Origin of the sequence: Xanthomonas sp. CFBP 8151, assembly GCF_011761885.1 — a bacterium.
In the GTDB taxonomy this organism is placed as follows: Bacteria; Pseudomonadota; Gammaproteobacteria; order Xanthomonadales; family Xanthomonadaceae; genus Xanthomonas; species Xanthomonas arboricola_B.
Genome location: NZ_JAASQZ010000002.1, coordinates 949804 through 967268 on the forward strand (window position 1 = coordinate 949804; position 17465 = coordinate 967268).

A 17465-nucleotide genomic window follows, 5' to 3' on the forward strand; every position below is an offset into this window, starting at 1 on the left:
CGCGGGATTTTGTGAGCACGCGTTCACAGATCGACGGCGGCTCCACTGCATGCGCGGCAGGCCTTGGTTGCCGCGATGTCGTCACTCTGGAGTCGGACCCAGGTGTCGGGTCGTACTCTCGACAGCAGCGATGCATGGCGAACTCACCACAGCGCCGCCCACGCTTCCGACCCGAGCACCGATGCCTCAACAAAGCACCCTTGGCGAACATGGAATCCATCCACCGCTGCGCCTTGTGCACGCGCCTATGCAATCCACCAACGCGCCGAGGCGCCCACCTGCAGTCAGCGCCGTCAGCTCGCTTACCGATGCTGCAGGCCGACGCTTACGCCAGCGCTTCGTCGGCATCCAGCGCAACCGCCGGCTGCTGGGCATGATCGAAACGTTCGCGTGCGGAGCGGATGGCCGCATGGTTTTCGCCTGCCCAGTTGAGCAGCTGCGAGATCGGCCCAAGCAGCGCCACGCCGAGCTTGGACAGGGCATATTCCACGCTGGGCGGCTTGGTCGCGTAGACCTTGCGGGTGATCATGCCGTTACGCTCGAGGTTGCGCAGGGTCTGGGTCAGCATGCGCTTGGAGATGTCCGGCACGGCGCGCTGGATGGCGCTGAAGCGGGAAGGGCCGGGAATCAGCGTCAGCAGGATCAGCATGGTCCATTTGTCGCCGATCTGATCGAGCACGTCGCGCACCGGGCACTTGGTGGCGTCGAACGGCATACCTTGCAGGGACGGCGGCGGTGGAAACAGAGCAATCGCGTTCACTGGGAGATCTCACGGTAACCAGGGGGTGAAAAACTGCCTCCTTGCGGAGGTTCGAACGGCCCTGACAATAGGTGCGCGGACCAAGAGTCTAAATAGTAGACCACACCTCTTATCAATACCTACTGGAGTTCACCATGGCACACACCTCCCCCCTGATCCTCGTCACCGGCGCCAGCGGGCAGCTGGGCGCATTGGTGGTCGACGCATTGCTGGCGCGTGTCCCGGCCGCTCGGATCGTAGCAACGGCCCGCGACACTGCGTCACTCGCGCAGTTCGCAAAACGCGACATCACCGTGCGTCGCGCCGACTACGCCGACCCCCAGAGCCTGGATCAGGCCTTCGCAGGCGTGGGCCGGGTGCTGCTGGTGTCGTCCAATGCGGTGGGCGAACGCGTGCCGCAGCACCGCAACGTGATCGAGGCCGCCAAGCGGGCCGGCGTGGACCTGCTGGCCTATACGAGCGTGCTGCATGCCGATACCAGCACGCTGGCGCTGGCACCCGAGCATGTGGCCACCGAGGCGCTGCTGCGCGAGAGCGGCGTGCCGCACGTGCTGCTGCGCAATGGCTGGTACACCGAGAACTACACCGGCTCGATCGCGGCCGAGGTGGCGCATGGCGCGGTGATCGGCAGCGCCGGCGAGGGCAGGATCAGTGCGGCCACGCGCGCCGACTATGCCGAGGCCGCCGCAGCCGTGCTGGCCGCCGACACGCCGCAGGCCGGCAAGGTCTACGAGCTGGCCGGCGATACTGCCTTCACGATGGCCGAGTATGCCGCCGAGGTGGCGCAGCAGTCGGGCAAGCCGGTGGCCTATCACGACCTGCCCGAAGCCGATTACGCGGCGGCCTTGGTGCAGATCGGCCTGCCGGCTGCATTCGCACAGGTGCTGGCGCAGTGCTCGGCATCCTCGCGCGGCGGCAGCCTGTTCGACGACAGCCACACGCTGAGCCGGCTGATCGGCCGCCCGACCACCCCGCTGCGCGATGCGGTGGCGGCGGCACTGCAGGCGACGCCGGCCGGCTGAGCCCTGGCACGGTGTTGCGCGACACCGTGCAGCCGCACCGGCCCGGCGCTACGCCACACGGTGCGTGATCCGGCAAAGGCGGGCGATGACCCGCCTTTGCCACGTGTTGATTCATCGTCCCTCGCCCACACGTTGGCGACGACGACAGCACGCCATGGCCGTGCCAAGCACGCGCTTCGGCCTTTGCGTCGGCAGCTGCTCCTAGCGGCACCATCTGCCCATGGCACCGCAGGCCGATGGCCGGCGGCAGCAACCAAAGCGTCACATCGGCGCCCCGTGCCCACGCCGCGCGCCGCTGGGCCCGCCTTCTGCGCGTCGCATAACTGACACGCGTCAGACATGCAGCTGACACAGCGTTGCGCTGTGCGGGGCCGCCGATGTCACCAAACTGACATCAAATCTAAATATAACTGCACGCATTGCCGCACCGTCAGGACGACCGGGCGCCTGGTGGGCGTGCCGGCGCCGTGTTCGCCGCCCGCCGGGCAGCGCCGGCCTGACGCTGCCGCCGACCCGTTTCCCTTGCACGAGCCGGACCAATGAAAAAACGCAATCTCGCCACCGTCCTGTGCGCCCTCAGCGCGACCGCCAGCGGCAGCACGCTGGCCGCCGAGCTGGAGCTGTACGTCGACCGCAAGACCAAGCAGATCTTCGCCGAGCCGGCCCCGGGCCGCGACAAGCTGGGCACCTTCGTGCAGGTGGACGAGAACGGCAAGCTGCCGGCGTCGGCGATGCCGGCCGCACCGGCACTGCCGCCCGCCCCTGCGGCGCCGGTGCCTGCCGACACCGCCATTGCCCAGGCCGCACCTGCACCCGTACCGGCTGCGGCACCGGCCAAGGCGGGCGAGGCCGGCAAGAAGTGGTACGACAAGCTGAGCCTGCGCGGCTACACGCAGATCCGCTACAACCAGGGCATCGGCGGCGACGCGCAGGATCTGCGCGCACCCGGCGACCGCTTTATCGGCAACGACCAGAGCCTGGGCATCCGGCGTGCGCGCCTGGTGCTGAGCGGCGATCTCAATGAGCACGTGTCGCTGTACTTCCAGCCGGATTTTGCGAGCACGCCGACCGGTTCGACCACTTCCAACTTCGCGCAGCTGCGCGATGCGTATGCCGACATCTACTTCGACAAGAAGCGCGAGTACCGCGTGCGCGTGGGCCAGTCGAAGATGCCGTACGGCTGGGAGAACCTGCAATCCAGCCAGAACCGTCTCACCCTGGACCGCGCCGACGCGCTCAACTCCGGCCTGCGCGACGAACGCGATATCGGTGCGGTGTTCTACTACAGCCCCACCGTGGCCAAGGGCCGCTTCCAGGACCTGGTCAAGTCGGGCTTGAAGGGCTCGGGCGACTACGGCGTGATCGGTGCCGGCGTGTACAACGGCCAGGGCGCCAACCGTGCCGAGCGCAACGACAGCATGCATGCGGTGGTGCACGCCACCTACCCGTTCAAGTTCGCCAACGGCCAGTACCTGGAAGTGGGTGCCGATGCCTACAGCGGCCGCTTCGTGCCGACCGCGGCGGCAGTCAACATCGGTGGCCGCAGCTTCACCCCGGCCATCACCGACCCGAACGGCTACACCGACCAACGCGTGGCCGCGCACATCATCTACTACCCGCAGCCGTTCGGCCTGCAGGCCGAATGGACGGTGGGCCGCGGCCCGGAGCTGGATGTCGCACAGCGGCGCATCCGCACCCGTTCGCTGAGCGGCGGCTACGTGCAGGCGATGTACAAGCACGATGGCAGCTACGGCACCTTGCTGCCGTACCTCAAGTGGCAGACCTACCGCGGCGGCTCCAAGTTCGACACCAATGCGCCACGCATGCGCCTGGACGAAGTGGAAGCCGGCGTCGAGTGGCAGCCGATGGATGCGCTGGAACTGGTGTTCGCCTATTCGAAGATGAAGCGCACCGACGTCACCGCCGCGCCGTATCCGGTGGTGGAAGGCGACTTGCTGCGGCTGCAGCTGCAGGTCAATTACTGATCCCTGCACCATGATGGAAGACCAACAGGCTCCCGCATGCGGGGGCTTGTTGGTTGTTGTGTCGCTAGCCGTGGTGGCGACTTGCGTCGGCAGGATGGCGCTCGCCGCGGCCCTGCTGCTTCGGCCGCCGACCCAGCGCCAGCACCGGCGCGCTAGCGGGCTGCCAGTTCTGCGCGGATGATGTCTGCGCCTGCGCTCAGGGCCTTGAGCTTGCCTCTTGCAACGTCCCGGGCCAGAGGCGCCATCCCGCAATTGGTGGACGGGTAGAGCTTGTCGGCATCGACGAAGCGCAGCGCCTTGCGCAGCGTATCGGCCACTTCTTCCGGCGTTTCGATCGTGTTGCTTGCCACGTCGATGGCTCCAACCATCACCTTCTTGCCGCGTACCAGTTCGATCAGGTCGATCGGCACGTGCGAGTTGTGGCACTCCAGCGAGATGATGTCGAGCGTGGATGTCTGCAGCTTGGGAAACGACTCTTCGTACTGACGCCACTCCGACCCCAGGGTCTGCTTCCAGTCGGTATTGGCCTTGATGCCGTAGCCGTAGCAGATATGGACGGCGGTCTCGCACTTGAGCCCTTCGACCGCACGCTCGAGGGTGGCAACACCCCACTCGTTGACCTCGTCGAAGAAGACATTGAAGGCCGGCTCGTCGAACTGGATGATGTCCACGCCGGCCGCTTCGAGCTCCCTGGCTTCCTGGTTGAGGATGACGGCAAATTCCCACGCCAGCTTTTCGCGGCTTTTGTAGTGCGCGTCAAAGAGGGTGTCGATCATCGTCATGGGGCCAGGCAACGCCCATTTGATCGGCTGGCGGGTCTGCTGGCGCAGGAACCTGGCATCGTCCACGAATACCGGCCTGGGGCGGCTCACCGCGCCAACGACGGTGGGGACGCTGGCGTCGTAGCGATTGCGGATCCTGACGGTTTCGCGCTTTTCGAAATCGACGCCGCTGAGGTGTTCGATGAAGGTGGTGACGAAATGCTGGCGGGTCTGCTCGCCGTCGCTGACGATATCGATGCCGGCGTGCTGCTGTTCCTGCAGCGACAGGCGCAATGCGTCCTGCTTGCCTTCGATCAGTTCTTCGTCCTGCAGCTTCCAGGGAGACCAGAGTTTTTCCGGCTGTGCGAGCCAGGACGGCTTGGGCAGGCTGCCGGCGGTGGAGGTAGGGAGCAGCTTTTTCATGATGAGTGGTGTCTTGCGTTCTTGTTGATTAGACAGCGTGGTGGGAAACCCACTGCGCGAGAATCTTGCCGTAGGGCCTGATGAAGTGCTCCTCGGTGAACTTGCCCTGCGTCACCGCGAGCTGGCTGCGCTCTTCCCGGTCGTAGACGATCTGGGTAGCCGAATAATCCTGGTGCTTCAGGCTCGGCTGGTAGATGGCCCCCGCCGCGGAGTTGGCGTTGTAGATTTCCGGCCGGTAAATCTTCTGGAACGACTCCATGGTGCTGATGGTGCCGATCAGTTCCAGATTGGTGTAGTCGTTGAGCAGGTCGCCGAAGAAGTAAAAAGCCAACGGGGCGACACTGTTGGGAGGCATGAAATAGCGCACCTGCAGGCCCATCTGTTCGAAATACCGATCGGTCAGGGAAAATTCGTCCTGCCGGTACTCGATGCCGAGCACGGGGTGCCGGTTGCCGGTTCGGTGATAGACCCTGCTGCTGGAGACGCTGATGCAGATGACCGGTGGCTTGGCGAAATGCGCCGTGTAGGCGTCCGAGCCCACGAAGTGCTTGAACAACTTTCCGTGCAGGCTGCCGAAATCGTTCGGGATGCTGAAGCCGGATGCATCCTGATTGTGCGCCGGCAGCAGCACGCTGAAATCGTAGTCGCGCACGTAGGAGGAAAAATTGTTCCCTGCAATGCCATCGATGCGCGCGCCGCTCGTCTTGTCGAGGATGCTGGGTTTCAGTATCTCGATCAGCGGAAATGCATCGCCGCTTTCGTTCTCACCGATGTTCATCTCGACAGAGATGATGTCCAGTTCCACCGCGTAGCGGTCGCGGGCGGGGTTATCCCAATGCGCCAGGTCGTTGCAGCGGTTGTCGATCATCGCAAGCGTGTTGCGCAGGTTTTCCTGACGACGCTGCCCCCTGGCCAGGTTGGCAAAGTTCGTCGTGTTGCGCGTGTTGGCCGCGGGACGGTAGTCCTCGTCGAACCGCTGACGTTTGATGCTGAAGGTGAATTCTTGAGTCATTGCAAGCTGACGCCTTGTTTGCGAAATTGAATACGAGCGCAGGTCTGGGCGCAGGGGTGGGTCCCTGCTGGATGGATGCCGGAACTTTGGATCTGCGGACAGTTGCCAACCGATCCTGTAGCCGGCGCGCACTGTTGACCCGCCGAGCAACCGTGGCCGGGTGCCTCAGGCTGCGGCCACGTTTTCTGCGGCGGTGGCACCTGCCTGCCGCGTCACTGCGATCAGCGGCAATGCACGCTGCACCGCCAGCCTGGCCCGCTCGGCCAGGGCCTCGTTGTGCACGCGGTAGTCCAGGAAGTCGCGGTCGGTGGCGTAGACGCCCAGCGGCAACGTGCGCGCCTGGAAGAAACTGAAAAGCGGCCGCAATTGGTGGTCGATCACCAGTGCGTGGCGCTCGCTGCCGCCGGTCGCCGCCAACAGCACCGGGGTGTCGATCAAGGCATCCTGGTGGATGAAGTCGAAGAAGTGCTTGAACAGCCCGGTGAAGGAGCCGCGATACACCGGCGTGGTCACCACCAGCACGTCCGCCTGCTCCACGGCCGCAAGTTCCTGCTCCACCGTTGCCGGCAGCTGCGAGCGCCAGACCGCACCGGCGAACTGCGGTGCCAACGCCCCGAGTTCGACCAGCTGTTGCTCGCACGGCACCGCATCAGCGATCAGCGCAAGCAGGTGTTCGGCCAGGGCGACGGCCCTGGAGGGGCGCTGCAGCCCGCCGGAGACCGCGACGACGCGGAGGGGGTGTGGCACGTTGACAGTCATGTGGGTTGACCTGAAGCGACGAACCCCGATGCTAGGGCTCGCATTCAATGAAGTAAAATGGTGTTATTTCAACAATCCATGAATTCGGATCATCTGAATGCTTGAGCGCATCCATCTCACCATCGTCCAGCAGGTCGAGCAGCAAGGCTCGCTGACCGCCGCCGCCGGCGTGCTGAACCTGACCCAGTCGGCGCTGAGCCACAGCATGAAGAAGCTCGAGCAACAGCTGGGCACCGACGTGTGGCTGCGCGAGGGACGCAACCTGCGCCTGACCCAGGCCGGCCAGTACCTGCTGGCGGTGGCGAACCGGGTGCTGCCGCAACTGGATCTGGCCGAAGAGCGCCTGGGCCAGTTCGCACAGGGCGAACGCGGTGCGCTGCGCATCGGCATGGAATGCCATCCCTGCTACCAGTGGCTGCTCAAGCTGGTGGCGCCCTATCTGGCCACCTGGCCGGATGTGGATGTGGACGTCAAGCAGAAGTTCCAGTTTGGCGGTATCGGCGCGCTGTTCGGCTACGAGATCGATCTGCTGGTCACGCCCGACCCGCTGTACAAGCCCGGGCTGTGGTTCGAGCCGGTATTCGACTACGAGCAGGTGCTGGTCGTGGCCAAGGGCCATGCGCTGGCGTCGGCCGCCTACGTCAAGCCCCAGCAGCTGACGCGGGAGGTGCTGATCAGCTATCCGGTGGACCTCGAACGCCTGGACATCTACAGCCAGTTCCTGCTGCCGGCCGGTGTCACGCCCAGGCGCCACAAGGCCATCGAAACCACCGACATCATGATGCAGATGGTGGCCAGTGGCCGCGGCGTGGCCGCCATGCCACGCTGGCTGGTGGAGGAATACGCCGCCAGGATGGACGTGGTGCCGGTGCGGCTGGGTGCGCGCGGCATCCCCAAGCAGATCTTCCTGGGCGCACGCGAGGCCGATATCGGCGTCGACTACCTGCGCGCCTTCATCGAACTGGCCCGCCAACCTGCCAATGGCACCTCCACGACATCCGGAGCCCACTGATGGACACCACCGCAACGCGCACGCCACTTCCACTGCCTGCCGGCCACGACAAGATGTTGCTGCATTCGTGCTGCGCGCCATGCTCCGGCGAGGTGATGGAGGCCATGCTGGCGTCCGGCGTCGACTACACCATCTTCTTCTACAACCCCAACATTCATCCGCGCAAGGAATACGAGCTGCGCAAGGACGAGAACATCCGCTTTGCCGAGCAGTGCGGCGTGCCCTTCGTCGATGCCGACTACGATCGGGACAACTGGTTCGAGCGGGCCCGCGGAATGGAGAACGAACCCGAGCGCGGCGTGCGTTGCACCATGTGCTTCGACATGCGCTTTGAACGCACCGCGCTGTATGCGCACGAGCACGGCTTCCCGGTGATCACCAGCTCCCTGGGCATCTCGCGCTGGAAGAACATGCAGCAGATCAACGACTGCGGCGTACGCGCTGCGGCCAGGTATCCGGGTCTGATGTACTGGGAATACAACTGGCGCAAGGGCGGCGGTTCCTCGCGCATGGTCGAGATCAGCAAGCGCGAGAACTTCTACCAGCAGGAATACTGCGGCTGCGTCTACTCGCTGCGCGACACCAATCGGCACCGCGTGGAAAGCGGGCGCAGTCGCATACAACTGGGCGTGAAATTCTACGGCGATGCGGAACAGGACGATTGAGTGCCGGCTGGGCCACGACGCCACCGGGATTTCAACGTTCTCCCTGGCCCTGCCCGCTCGATCAGGGCTGACGCAGCGGCGCAGCCACTCACCACCACAGGACGGCAACACCCTTGATCGATCCGGACACGCCCAGCCTCGCCAGTACCATCACCGAGGCCTATTCGCTGGAGGTCGGCGCAAGGCACATTGCCGGGCTGGCTGCAGCGGCGCCCCGGATCATGCGTGGCGCAACCATTGCCATCCCCTACCTGCCCAACCAGGACGACGACGCGCGGCTGGCCGCGGCACGGATGGTGCGCACACTCGGCTTTCAGCCGATGCCGCACCTGTCCGCGCGCCGTGTCGCCTCGCGCGAGCAGCTCCACGCCTTCGTCAGCCGCGCCGTCGAGGAAGCCGGCGTCGAGTGCTGCCTGCTGATTGCGGGCGATCCGCCTGCTCCGCTCGGGCCGTTTCCGGACAGCTTGTCGCTGATCGATACCGGGGTGTTTGAGCGCTCCGGCATCCGGACCATCGCCGTGGCGGGGCATCCGGAAGGGCATCCGAGCATGCCTGCAGCCGATCGATGGGAGGTGCTGCAACGCAAGTGTCGCAGCATCGCCGAGCGCGGCATGGCGCCGCTGATCGTCACCCAGTTCGCGTTCGATGCCGACATCGTGCTGAGGTGGCTGCAGGCGCTGCGCGCGCACGGCATTGCACATCCCGTGCGTGTGGGCGTACCCGGCCCTGCCGGCGTGGCGGTGCTCGCACGCTATGCCGCTAGCTGCGGTGTCGGCGCATGCGCATCGATGTTGTCCAAATACGGCATCTCGCTCGGCAAGCTATTGGGCATCGCCGGGCCGGATCGTTTTGTGGAACGGCTGGCCACTGGCCTGACTGATGCGCACGGCGAGGTCCGCATGCACTTCTATCCGTTTGGCGGCATCGCACAGACTGTCGCGTGGGTGGAGCAATACCGCACCCTTACCGCGCGCGTCCAGGCGGACTGACACTCGCCGAACCCTGCGCTGCACAGCGACCGCAGACCTTTGGCTTTCATCAAGCAATGCGTCGTGGACCTCGACATATCCACGACCCCGATCACAGTCTCTACTTCTTACTTCTGGCGTTTTGTTCGCTGCGCGTGAGGTGCTGCAGCGCACAGCAGACCTGTCACACGCGCGCGGTATAACCATCGGCGAATCGCGGCGAGGGGGCGCTGCATCCGATGCCGTTGCCATGCGCGGCGGCATCGCTTCTGCAACGTTCAAGGAGAGATGTCGCCATGCCGAAGCCGTCGCTGTTGTCCTTGCTGTGCACCCTGTCGCTGGTCTCCACGCCGCTTGCCGCGGCCGAGCTGCAGCCCAAACAACTGGCTGGCCCACCGGAGGAGTTCGCGCAGATGCGCGTACCCGATCCGGCCGAGTCGGCGATCCTGTCCAAGAGCGCCTTGCTGCCGGTGGAGTTGGCGCCGGCCGGCAAGTCCGCACGTTGGCAAGGCACCTTGCCGGTGGAAAACGGCCATCTGCGTTTCATGGTGCTGGCCGGCGACCAGCCGTGGGAGGCGGCGGTGACTGCACCACGCACGGCCGGCGCGCGCACGGCGGCCGTTGCACCGCAACTGCAGGCACAACGCACGCTGCTGGGCAGCGCCGAGAGCGGCACTGGCGGCATGCGTTACGCGGTGGACTCCGCGCAGAACGGCAACTGGGCGCTGACCCTGCAATCGGCGGCACCGGTGGCGCAACGCGGGTATGTGCTGATGGAAGGCGATGCGCGCACGCAGCTGGCGTCGTACCCGCGCCATCGTCGGCAGCAGGTCGGCCAGTCGCTAACGCTCAACGCCTTGCTCAGCGGCAACGATGCAGCCGGCGCGAGCTTGCTGGCCGCGCAGGCGGGGCAGATCGAGACAGCGAGCCTGCGTGTGATCGACCCGCAAGGTGGCATCCGCATGCTGCCGATGGCCGATGACGGGCAGCACGACGATGGTGCTGCCGGCGATGGCGTGTATGGCGGCACGTTCCAACCGACGGCCGAAGGCACCTGGATCGCACAGGTGATCGTGCGCGGTCGCGACCAGGCCGGACAGCCATTCGTGCGCACCAGCGAGCATGTGTTGCCGGTGCTGGATACGTCCCTGCGCCTGCTCGGCAACGCGCTCAGCGCACGCGCTGCCGACGGCACCCGGCTCAGCATCGCATTGCCGGTCGCCGCACGCGGCAAGGCACCATCGCATTACCGCGTGTTCGGCCAGGTCTGGGGCACCGATGCCAAGGGCAAGGACGTGCCGGTGGCGTGGATCGGCGGCATGCTGACGCCGCAGCAAGGCCAGCTGCCGCTGAGCCTGGACGAACGCTGGGTCGCGCGTGCGGGCGCGCGTGCGCCGTTCACGCTACGCGGGCTGCGCATCGAAGACCCGGACCATTACATCCCGCTGGTACAGGCCGACACGCTGCCGTTGCAGCTGCCCACGTTGCGCCGCGCCAGCATCGCGCGCTCTGCCGCTGCGATCGACGAGAGCATGCGCATGGGGCCGCGTCCGACGACGCTGGCCCGCGCCAGTGCGATGGCGCAACCGCAGGCCACGGGGTCGCAACTGGTGCTGGTGCACGGCTATTGCTCCAACGGCGTGTGGCCGCAGGCGCAGTTCACCAACGCGTCCTCTTTCATCGATGCCAAACAGAACCGCAGCAACGACCAGTTCGCACAGCGGTTGGCGCAGTTCGCCAGTCAGTGGTCCTCGTTCGCGACAGTGGCGCACAGCCAGGGGGGCATGGCCGCGCTGCATCTGTACACCTACTACTGGAGCGGGCTGGATAACGCCACAGGGGGGCGGGTGATGCAGTCGGTCGGCACGCCGTACCAGGGCACCAATCTGTCCGGCATTCTGGCGGCGGTGGGCTCGTGGTTCGGCGTGGGTTGCGGCACCAATGCCGACATGACCTACGACGGCGCCAAGGCCTGGCTGGCCGGCATTCCGGCCGATGCGCGCGCCAAGGTCAACTACTACACCACCTCGTTCGCCAAGACCAACTGGTACACCAACGACTACTGCAATGCGGCTTCGGACCTGGTGTTGAACGATCCGGAAGACGGCACCGTGGAGCAGGTCAACGCGCAGCTGCCGGGCGGCGTCAATCGCGGCCACACCACCGGGCAATGCCACACCACCGGCATGCGCGACCCGGCGCAGTATCTGGATGCCAGCCGCAATGCGGTGATGAACGCCAACGCGGCGAAGTGATGCGGTTTCAGCAATGTGCAATGCGATGGCCGGCGTCTGCGTCGGCCATCGCAGCATGCGTGGGAACACCGATCTATTGGTTGTAGTCAACGCGGCGAAAAACTGCTGCGTTCACCGATAGGTGGGTGCGGCGCGATGTCCTTATCGCTTGCGGGACACTTGGCGGCATGAAGGTGGTCGAACGTGCGTACACGTCGGTCGCAGAGCGGATGACCTGTGGCTTGGCTGCAAGGTCCTTGCCCGCCCACCATCAAGGGACACACGGACGTACGTCCTTGTACGACATCGAGGCTCGGATCGCGCCTTAACGACGCTGCGGTTCGAAGTCTTGGTTGCTCTATGGGTCGTGTCTCAATGCATTTGGACAGCGCGGATAGATCAGGTGTAGAGCTGCTGATCTGCGGCTTGGCTGCAAGGCCCTTGCCCGCCCACCATCGCAGGACACGCCGCAAGTACGTCCGTGTAGGCTCTGGCGCGACATCCATGCCGCTCAAGGTCCCGCGACGGTGAGCGGACAAGGACCCATCGAGGTGGTCGGTGTGCATGGTTGCAAGCGGTGCATGACGGGCGCTGGTCGGATCACCGTGTGTTCGGTCAACCCCTCACCCTTTTTCCATCCCAACACGAGCAGCAGGCGGGCTTTCAACACACAAGCTACAGACTGTTGATTTGCCACCGCAAGCCGAGCAACAAACTCTCAAGAAAACATCCGACCAACTCTCTGGTGCGGTGTCCTTGCCGGTTGGGGACCCTTGGCGGCATGGATGCCGCCAAGGAGCCTCCACGGACGGATTCACGGCGTGTCCCGCAAGCGGTGAGGGCATCGCACGCTCGACTCACCTAGCTTTTGATTCAAGACTCGGAGCGCGCCTTGACGACGCTAAGGTTCGAAGACTTGGTTGCTTTATGCGTGGTGTTTCGATGCACTTGGGCTATGCAGATAGATCAGGCGCAGAGCAGACGATCCACTGCTTCGCTGCAGGGCCCTTGCCCGCCCACCATCGCAGGACACGCCGCAAGTACGTCCGTGTAGGCTCTGGCGCGGCATCCGTGCCGCTCAAGGTCCCGCGACGGTGGGCGGGCAAGAACCCGTCGAGATGTTCGGTGTGCATGGTTGCGGGCTGTGCGCACCGCGTGGCTGTCTGATGAGATGCGATCTGGTCCGCTCCTTTGACCTTGGCAGTTTCACTGCCGTTGCGGATCTGGCGGCTGCGCTTGCGCTTGCGCATCCGTACAGGGCTACTGTTGCGCAAGCGGTTGCGATTGCGCATCGGCGCCGCCGCCGAGCACCTTGTACAAGGTCACCCGGTTGCTCGCTTCGGTCAGCCGCAGGCTAATCAAGGTCTGCTGTGCGCTGTAGAGCGAGCGCTGCGCGTCCAGCGCCACCAGATAACTGTCCACGCCATTGCGGTAGCGCGCATCCGACAGGGTAAAACCGCGTTGTGCCGCGTCCACCAGGGCGCGCTGCGCGTCCATGCGTTCGTCCAGCTGGGTGCGTTCGGCCAGCGCGTCGGCCACTTCGCTGAAGGCGGTCTGGATGGCCAGTTCGTATTGGGCGATGGTGATGTCCTTCTGCAGCTTGGCCACGTCCAGTTCGGCCTTCAGGGCGCCGGCCCGGAAGATCGGCAGGCTCACGCTGGGGGTGAACGACCAGGTGTGGTCGCCATCGAACAGGCTGGACAACGCATCGCTGCCGCGCCCGACATTGCCGGTCAGCGAGATGGACGGGAAGAACGCCGCACGCGCCGCGCCGATGTCGGCATTGGCGGCCTTGAGCGTGTGCTCGGCCGACAATACGTCCGGGCGCTGCAACAGCACGCGCGATTCCAGCTGCGCCGGCAACGGCGCCAGCGCCACGCCGGTCTCGATCGCATCGGCAGCCGGCAATAACGCCGCCGGTACCGGCGCGCCCACGACCAGATTCAAGGCATTGCGCGACTGCGCCAGCTGGGTGGTGAAGCTGGCCACGTCGGCGCGCGCGCTTTCCACGCTGGTCTGGATCTGCGCCAGATCCAGCCCGGAGACGATGCCATTGTCGTGCTGCAATTCGGTCAGGCGCAGCGTCTTGCGCTGGCTCTCCAGGGTCTGCTGGGCAAGTGCCAGCCGCTGCTGATCGGCAGCCACGGTGAGCCAGTCGCTGGCCACTTCGGCCACCAGGCTCAGGCGGGTGCTGCGCTGGGTCTGCTCGCTGGCCAGATAGGTCTCCAGCGCTTCATCCTTGAGGCTGCGGATGCGCCCGAACAGGTCTAGCTCCCAACTGCTGATCCCCACCTGCCCGGTGGCGCTGCGGATGATCTGCGGCGCGCCGGTGAAACTGGTCGCGGCCGCAGCACGTTGCGCGGTGTGCGACACGGTGGCGTCCACTGCGGGAAACAGGTCCGCACGCTGGATGCGGTACTGCGCGCGTGCCTGCTCGATGGTGAGCACGGCCACGCGCAGGTCGCGGTTGTTGTCCAGCGCCAGTGCGACCACCTGTTGCAGGCGCGCATCGACCAGCACCTGCCGCCAGTCCAGTCCAGCCGCAGCGATAGTGCTGCCATCGGCACTGCCGCCGTGGGGCGCGCTGCCGGTGTCGCCGACCACGCCGGGCACCGGTGCGTCCGGGCGCGCATACCGCGGCGCCATGCTGACGCAGCCGCTCAATGCGATGGCGCAGGCCACTGCCAGACCAAGGGTTGTCGTGCGCATCATGGAGTCACCTCGGAGGTGGAAACGGCGGTGGGGTGCGCGGCAGCCTTGCCGGGAAACAGGCTGCGCACCATCACGTAGAACAACGGCACGAAGAAGATGCCCAGCACGGTGGAGGCCAGCGTGCCGCCCAACACGCCGGTGCCCAGCGAATGGCGTCCGCCGGAGCCGGCGCCGCTGCTGATCACCATCGGCAGCACGCCGAGCATGAAGGCCAGCGAGGTCATCAGGATCGGGCGCAGGCGCATGCGTGCGGCATGCAGGGTGGCCTCGATCAAGGGCTGGCCCTTCTCTTCCAGCTCCTTGGCAAATTCCACGATCAGGATGCCGTTCTTGGCAGCCAGGCCCATCGTTGCCAGCAGGCCGACCTGGAAGTAGATGTCGTTGGACAGCCCGCGCATCCAGGTCGCCAGCAGCGCGCCGACGATGCCCACCGGCACCGCCAGCATCACCGAGATCGGAATCGACCAGCTCTCGTACAACGCGGCCAGGCACAGGAACACGAACACCAGCGACACCGCATACAACATCCAGGTCTGGGTGCCGGCCGCCTGTTCCTGATACGACATGCCCGACCAGGCGTAGCCCACGCCCTTGCCCATGCTGTCCACTTCGCCGGCGACCGCGGTCATCGCATCGCCCGAGCTGATGCCGGATGCAGCGCTGCCGGTGACTTCCATCGATTCGCTGCCGTTGAAGCGGGTCAACACCTGCGGTGCATAGGCCCAGGCGCTGCTGGCGAATGCCGAGAACGGCACCATGGCGGCGTCGCTGTTGCGCACGTACCAGCGGTCGATATCGCCGGGCAGCATGCGCGCGGACGCTTCGCCCTGCACGTATACGCGCTTGACCCGGTTGTTGTTGAGGAAGTCGTTGACGTAACGCCCGCCCATCACCGTGGAGAGCGTGGTGTTGATGTCGGCTGCGGCAACGCCCAGGGCGCCGGCCTTGGCATCGTCGATCTGCACGCGATAGGTCGGCGCATCGTCCAGGCCATTGAAGCGCACCGCCGTCAGGCTCTGATTGCCGTTGGCCAGCTGCAGCAACCGCTTGCGCGCTTCCACCAGCGCCTCGTGGCCGTTGCCGGCAGCATCCTGCAGCTGCAGGGTGAAACCGGAACTGGTGCCCAAGCCATTGATTGCCGGCGGCGTCAATGCGAACACCTGTGCGTCGGGCAGCGTCATCATCATCGCGCCGGTGATGCGCTGGGCCACCTCCTGCGCCGAGCCCTCGCGGTCGGCCCAATCCTTCAGGCGGATAAAGCCCATGCCCGAGTTCTGGCTGCTGCCGGCCAGGCTGAAACCGGAGATGGTCATGATGCCCTGCACTTCCGGCTGCTTGAGGATGAACGCGGTGGCCTGGTCGATCGACTGCTGGGTGCGTTGCTGGGTGGCACCGGCCGGCGCGCTGAACATCACCATCAGCATGCCCTGGTCTTCTTCGGGCAGGAACGCGCTGGGCAGACGCCAGAACAGCAGGCCCAGTACCACCAGCAGCAGCGCATAGACCAGCGAGCCGAGCTTGCGATGGCCGACGATGCGCCCCACGCCACGCCCGTAGCCCTCGGTGCCGCGATCGAAACGCGTGTTGAACCAGCCGAAGAACCTGCCCAGCACGCCCTTGCGCGAGACATGGCCGCCCTTGTCGATGGGCTTGAGCAAGGTGGCGCACAGCGCCGGACTCAGGGTCAGCGCGACCACCAGCGACAGGATCATCGCCGCGGCAATGGTCACCGAGAACTGCCGATAGATCTCGCCGGTGGCGCCGCCGAAGAAAGCCATCGGCAGAAACACCGCCGTGAGCACCAGCGCGATGCCGACCAGGGCACCGGTGATCTGGCCCATCGAGGTATGCGTGGCCTCGCGCGGCGACATGCCCTGCTCGGCCATCAGCCGCTCGACGTTTTCCACCACCACGATCGCGTCGTCCACCAGCAGGCCGATCGCCAGCACCATGGCGAACATGGTCAGCGTGTTGATCGAAAAGCCCAGCAGCGACAACACCCCGAAGGTGCCCATCAGCACTACCGGCACCGCGATCACCGGCACCAGCGTGGCGCGCCAGTTCTGCAGGAACAGGTACATCACCACGACCACCAGCACGATCGCTTCGATCAGGGTCTTGACCACTTCCTCGATGGAGATGCGCACGAACGGCGTGGTGTCGTAGGCCACCTCGTACTTCAAGCCAGCCGGGAAGTACGGCTTGAGTGCATCCAGCTTGGCTTCCACCAGCGTGGCCGCGTCCAGCGCATTGGCGCCGGTCGCCAGCTGCAGGCCCATGCCCGAGGCGGCCTTGCCGTTGAACTTGGAACTGGAACCGTAGGATTCCGAGCCCAGCTCCACCCGCGCGACATCGCGCAGGTAGACCGTGGCGCCGCCGGCATCGGACTTGAGCACGATGTTCTCGAACTGCGCCGGCGTGCGCAGCTTGCTGCGCGAGGTCACCGTGGCGTTCAACTGCTGGCCCTGCAGCGCCGGCAACGCACCCAGCGCACCGGACGAGACATCGGCATTCTGCGCGGCGATCGCGGTGCTGACATCCGAGGGCATCAATGCGTAGGTGTGCAGCTTTTCCGGATCCAGCCAGACCCGCATCGCGTACTCGGCACCGAACACGTTGACGCTGCCGATGCCGTTGAGGCGGCTGATCGGGTCCTGCAACGAGGACACCATGTAGTCGCCGATATCGGTGCTGTCCATGCTGCCGTCTTCGGATGTGAAGGCCAGCACCATGAACATGCTGCCGCTGGCCGACTTGGTCACGGTCACGCCGTTGGTCTTGACCTCGTCGGGCAGCAGCGCCTCACCTTGCGACACCTTGTTCTGCACCTGTACCTGCGCGGTATCCGGGTCGGTGCCGGAGTCGAAGGTCAGCGTGATCTGCGCAGTACCCGCCGAGCTGCTGCTGGACGACATGTAGAGCAGATTGTCCAGGCCCGTCATCTGCTGTTCGAGGATCTGTGTGACCGAGTTCTGCACGGTCTCTGCGGAGGCGCCGGTATAGGTCGCGTTGACCGTGACCGAGGGCGGTGCGATGTCCGGATATTGCTCCAGCGGCAGCGAGAAGATCGAGATCGCGCCCGCCAGCGTGATGACGATGGCGATGACCCAGGCGAAGATGGGGCGGTCGATGAAGAAACGTGCCATGGGAGT

Annotated in this window: 12 protein-coding genes; 6 read left to right on the top strand and 6 right to left on the bottom strand. The window is 65.4% G+C overall.

The genetic code is table 11. The features are described 5' to 3' along the window. Positions 1-325: 325 nt before the first annotated feature. Positions 326-760 carry a helix-turn-helix domain-containing protein gene (locus tag FHT08_RS12030; protein ID WP_046345376.1) on the bottom strand — a complete coding sequence of 145 codons (435 nt, stop codon included), beginning with the start codon at positions 758-760 and terminating at the stop codon, positions 326-328. A 134-nt stretch (positions 761-894) separates the two neighbouring features. On the opposite strand from FHT08_RS12030, the gene FHT08_RS12035 reads away from it, so the two are divergent. Then, entirely contained in the window at positions 895-1782 is an 888-nt protein-coding gene (locus FHT08_RS12035; protein WP_166775188.1) for an SDR family oxidoreductase, read from the top strand. A gap of 539 nt (positions 1783-2321) precedes the next feature. Beyond that, on the top strand, positions 2322-3767 hold the full coding sequence (locus FHT08_RS12040; RefSeq protein WP_166775189.1) for an OprO/OprP family phosphate-selective porin: 1446 nt from the start codon (positions 2322-2324) through the stop codon (positions 3765-3767). Positions 3768-3919: 152 nt separating this feature from the next. Here the strand turns inward: FHT08_RS12040 and FHT08_RS12045 are convergent, their stop codons facing one another. The 3 genes from FHT08_RS12045 to msuE all read right to left on the bottom strand — a co-directional run bounded on the left by FHT08_RS12045 (position 3920) and on the right by msuE (position 6722). After that, on the bottom strand, positions 3920-4951 hold the full coding sequence (locus FHT08_RS12045) for a methionine synthase (protein ID WP_166775190.1): 1032 nt from the start codon (positions 4949-4951) through the stop codon (positions 3920-3922). Between the two features lie 28 nt (positions 4952-4979). Next, positions 4980-5963, bottom strand: a complete 984-nt coding sequence (locus tag FHT08_RS12050) for a DUF1852 domain-containing protein (protein ID WP_166775191.1) — start codon at positions 5961-5963, stop codon at positions 4980-4982. 165 nt (positions 5964-6128) lie between these two features. Then, on the bottom strand, positions 6129-6722 hold the full coding sequence (gene msuE, locus FHT08_RS12055) for an FMN reductase (protein ID WP_166775192.1): 594 nt from the start codon (positions 6720-6722) through the stop codon (positions 6129-6131). 97 nt (positions 6723-6819) lie between these two features. On the opposite strand from msuE, the gene FHT08_RS12060 reads away from it, so the two are divergent. The 4 genes from FHT08_RS12060 to FHT08_RS12075 all read left to right on the top strand — a co-directional run bounded on the left by FHT08_RS12060 (position 6820) and on the right by FHT08_RS12075 (position 11622). After that, positions 6820-7734: a LysR family transcriptional regulator gene (locus FHT08_RS12060; protein ID WP_166775193.1), complete on the top strand. Its 915-nt coding sequence runs from the start codon at positions 6820-6822 to the stop codon at positions 7732-7734. Next, on the top strand, positions 7734-8399 hold the full coding sequence (locus FHT08_RS12065; RefSeq protein ID WP_166775194.1) for an epoxyqueuosine reductase QueH: 666 nt from the start codon (positions 7734-7736) through the stop codon (positions 8397-8399). The genes FHT08_RS12060 and FHT08_RS12065 overlap by 1 nt, the downstream gene beginning before the upstream one ends. Positions 8400-8512: 113 nt before the next feature. Continuing rightward, complete coding sequence (locus tag FHT08_RS12070) at positions 8513-9388, top strand: methylenetetrahydrofolate reductase (protein WP_208408973.1); 876 nt, start codon at positions 8513-8515, stop codon at positions 9386-9388. A 275-nt stretch (positions 9389-9663) separates the two neighbouring features. Continuing rightward, positions 9664-11622 (top strand): choice-of-anchor X domain-containing protein, encoded by a 1959-nt coding sequence (locus FHT08_RS12075; RefSeq protein ID WP_166775195.1) that lies wholly within the window; start codon positions 9664-9666, stop codon positions 11620-11622. 1239 nt (positions 11623-12861) lie between these two features. On the opposite strand, the gene FHT08_RS12085 is transcribed toward FHT08_RS12075, so the two are convergent. Both FHT08_RS12085 and FHT08_RS12090 read right to left on the bottom strand, forming a co-directional pair. Further along, positions 12862-14310 (bottom strand): efflux transporter outer membrane subunit, encoded by a 1449-nt coding sequence (locus FHT08_RS12085; protein ID WP_166775196.1) that lies wholly within the window; start codon positions 14308-14310, stop codon positions 12862-12864. Beyond that, positions 14310-17459 (bottom strand): efflux RND transporter permease subunit, encoded by a 3150-nt coding sequence (locus FHT08_RS12090; protein WP_166775197.1) that lies wholly within the window; start codon positions 17457-17459, stop codon positions 14310-14312. Before FHT08_RS12090 ends, FHT08_RS12085 begins: the two co-directional genes overlap by 1 nt. Positions 17460-17465: the final 6 nt, after the last annotated feature.

Excerpts from the sequence above, each read along its gene's own strand:
- FHT08_RS12035 (WP_166775188.1), top strand. The coding sequence starts at position 895 with ATGGCACACACCTCCCCCCTGATCCTCGTCACCGGCGCCAGCGGGCAG.
- FHT08_RS12040 (WP_166775189.1), top strand. The coding sequence starts at position 2,322 with ATGAAAAAACGCAATCTCGCCACCGTCCTGTGCGCCCTCAGCGCGACC.
- FHT08_RS12045 (WP_166775190.1), bottom strand. The coding sequence starts at position 4,951 with ATGAAAAAGCTGCTCCCTACCTCCACCGCCGGCAGCCTGCCCAAGCCG.
- FHT08_RS12050 (WP_166775191.1), bottom strand. The coding sequence starts at position 5,963 with ATGACTCAAGAATTCACCTTCAGCATCAAACGTCAGCGGTTCGACGAG.
- msuE (WP_166775192.1), bottom strand. The coding sequence starts at position 6,722 with ATGACTGTCAACGTGCCACACCCCCTCCGCGTCGTCGCGGTCTCCGGC.
- FHT08_RS12060 (WP_166775193.1), top strand. The coding sequence starts at position 6,820 with ATGCTTGAGCGCATCCATCTCACCATCGTCCAGCAGGTCGAGCAGCAA.
- FHT08_RS12065 (WP_166775194.1), top strand. The coding sequence starts at position 7,734 with ATGGACACCACCGCAACGCGCACGCCACTTCCACTGCCTGCCGGCCAC.
- FHT08_RS12075 (WP_166775195.1), top strand. The coding sequence starts at position 9,664 with ATGCCGAAGCCGTCGCTGTTGTCCTTGCTGTGCACCCTGTCGCTGGTC.
- FHT08_RS12085 (WP_166775196.1), bottom strand. The coding sequence starts at position 14,310 with ATGCGCACGACAACCCTTGGTCTGGCAGTGGCCTGCGCCATCGCATTG.
- FHT08_RS12090 (WP_166775197.1), bottom strand. The coding sequence starts at position 17,459 with ATGGCACGTTTCTTCATCGACCGCCCCATCTTCGCCTGGGTCATCGCC.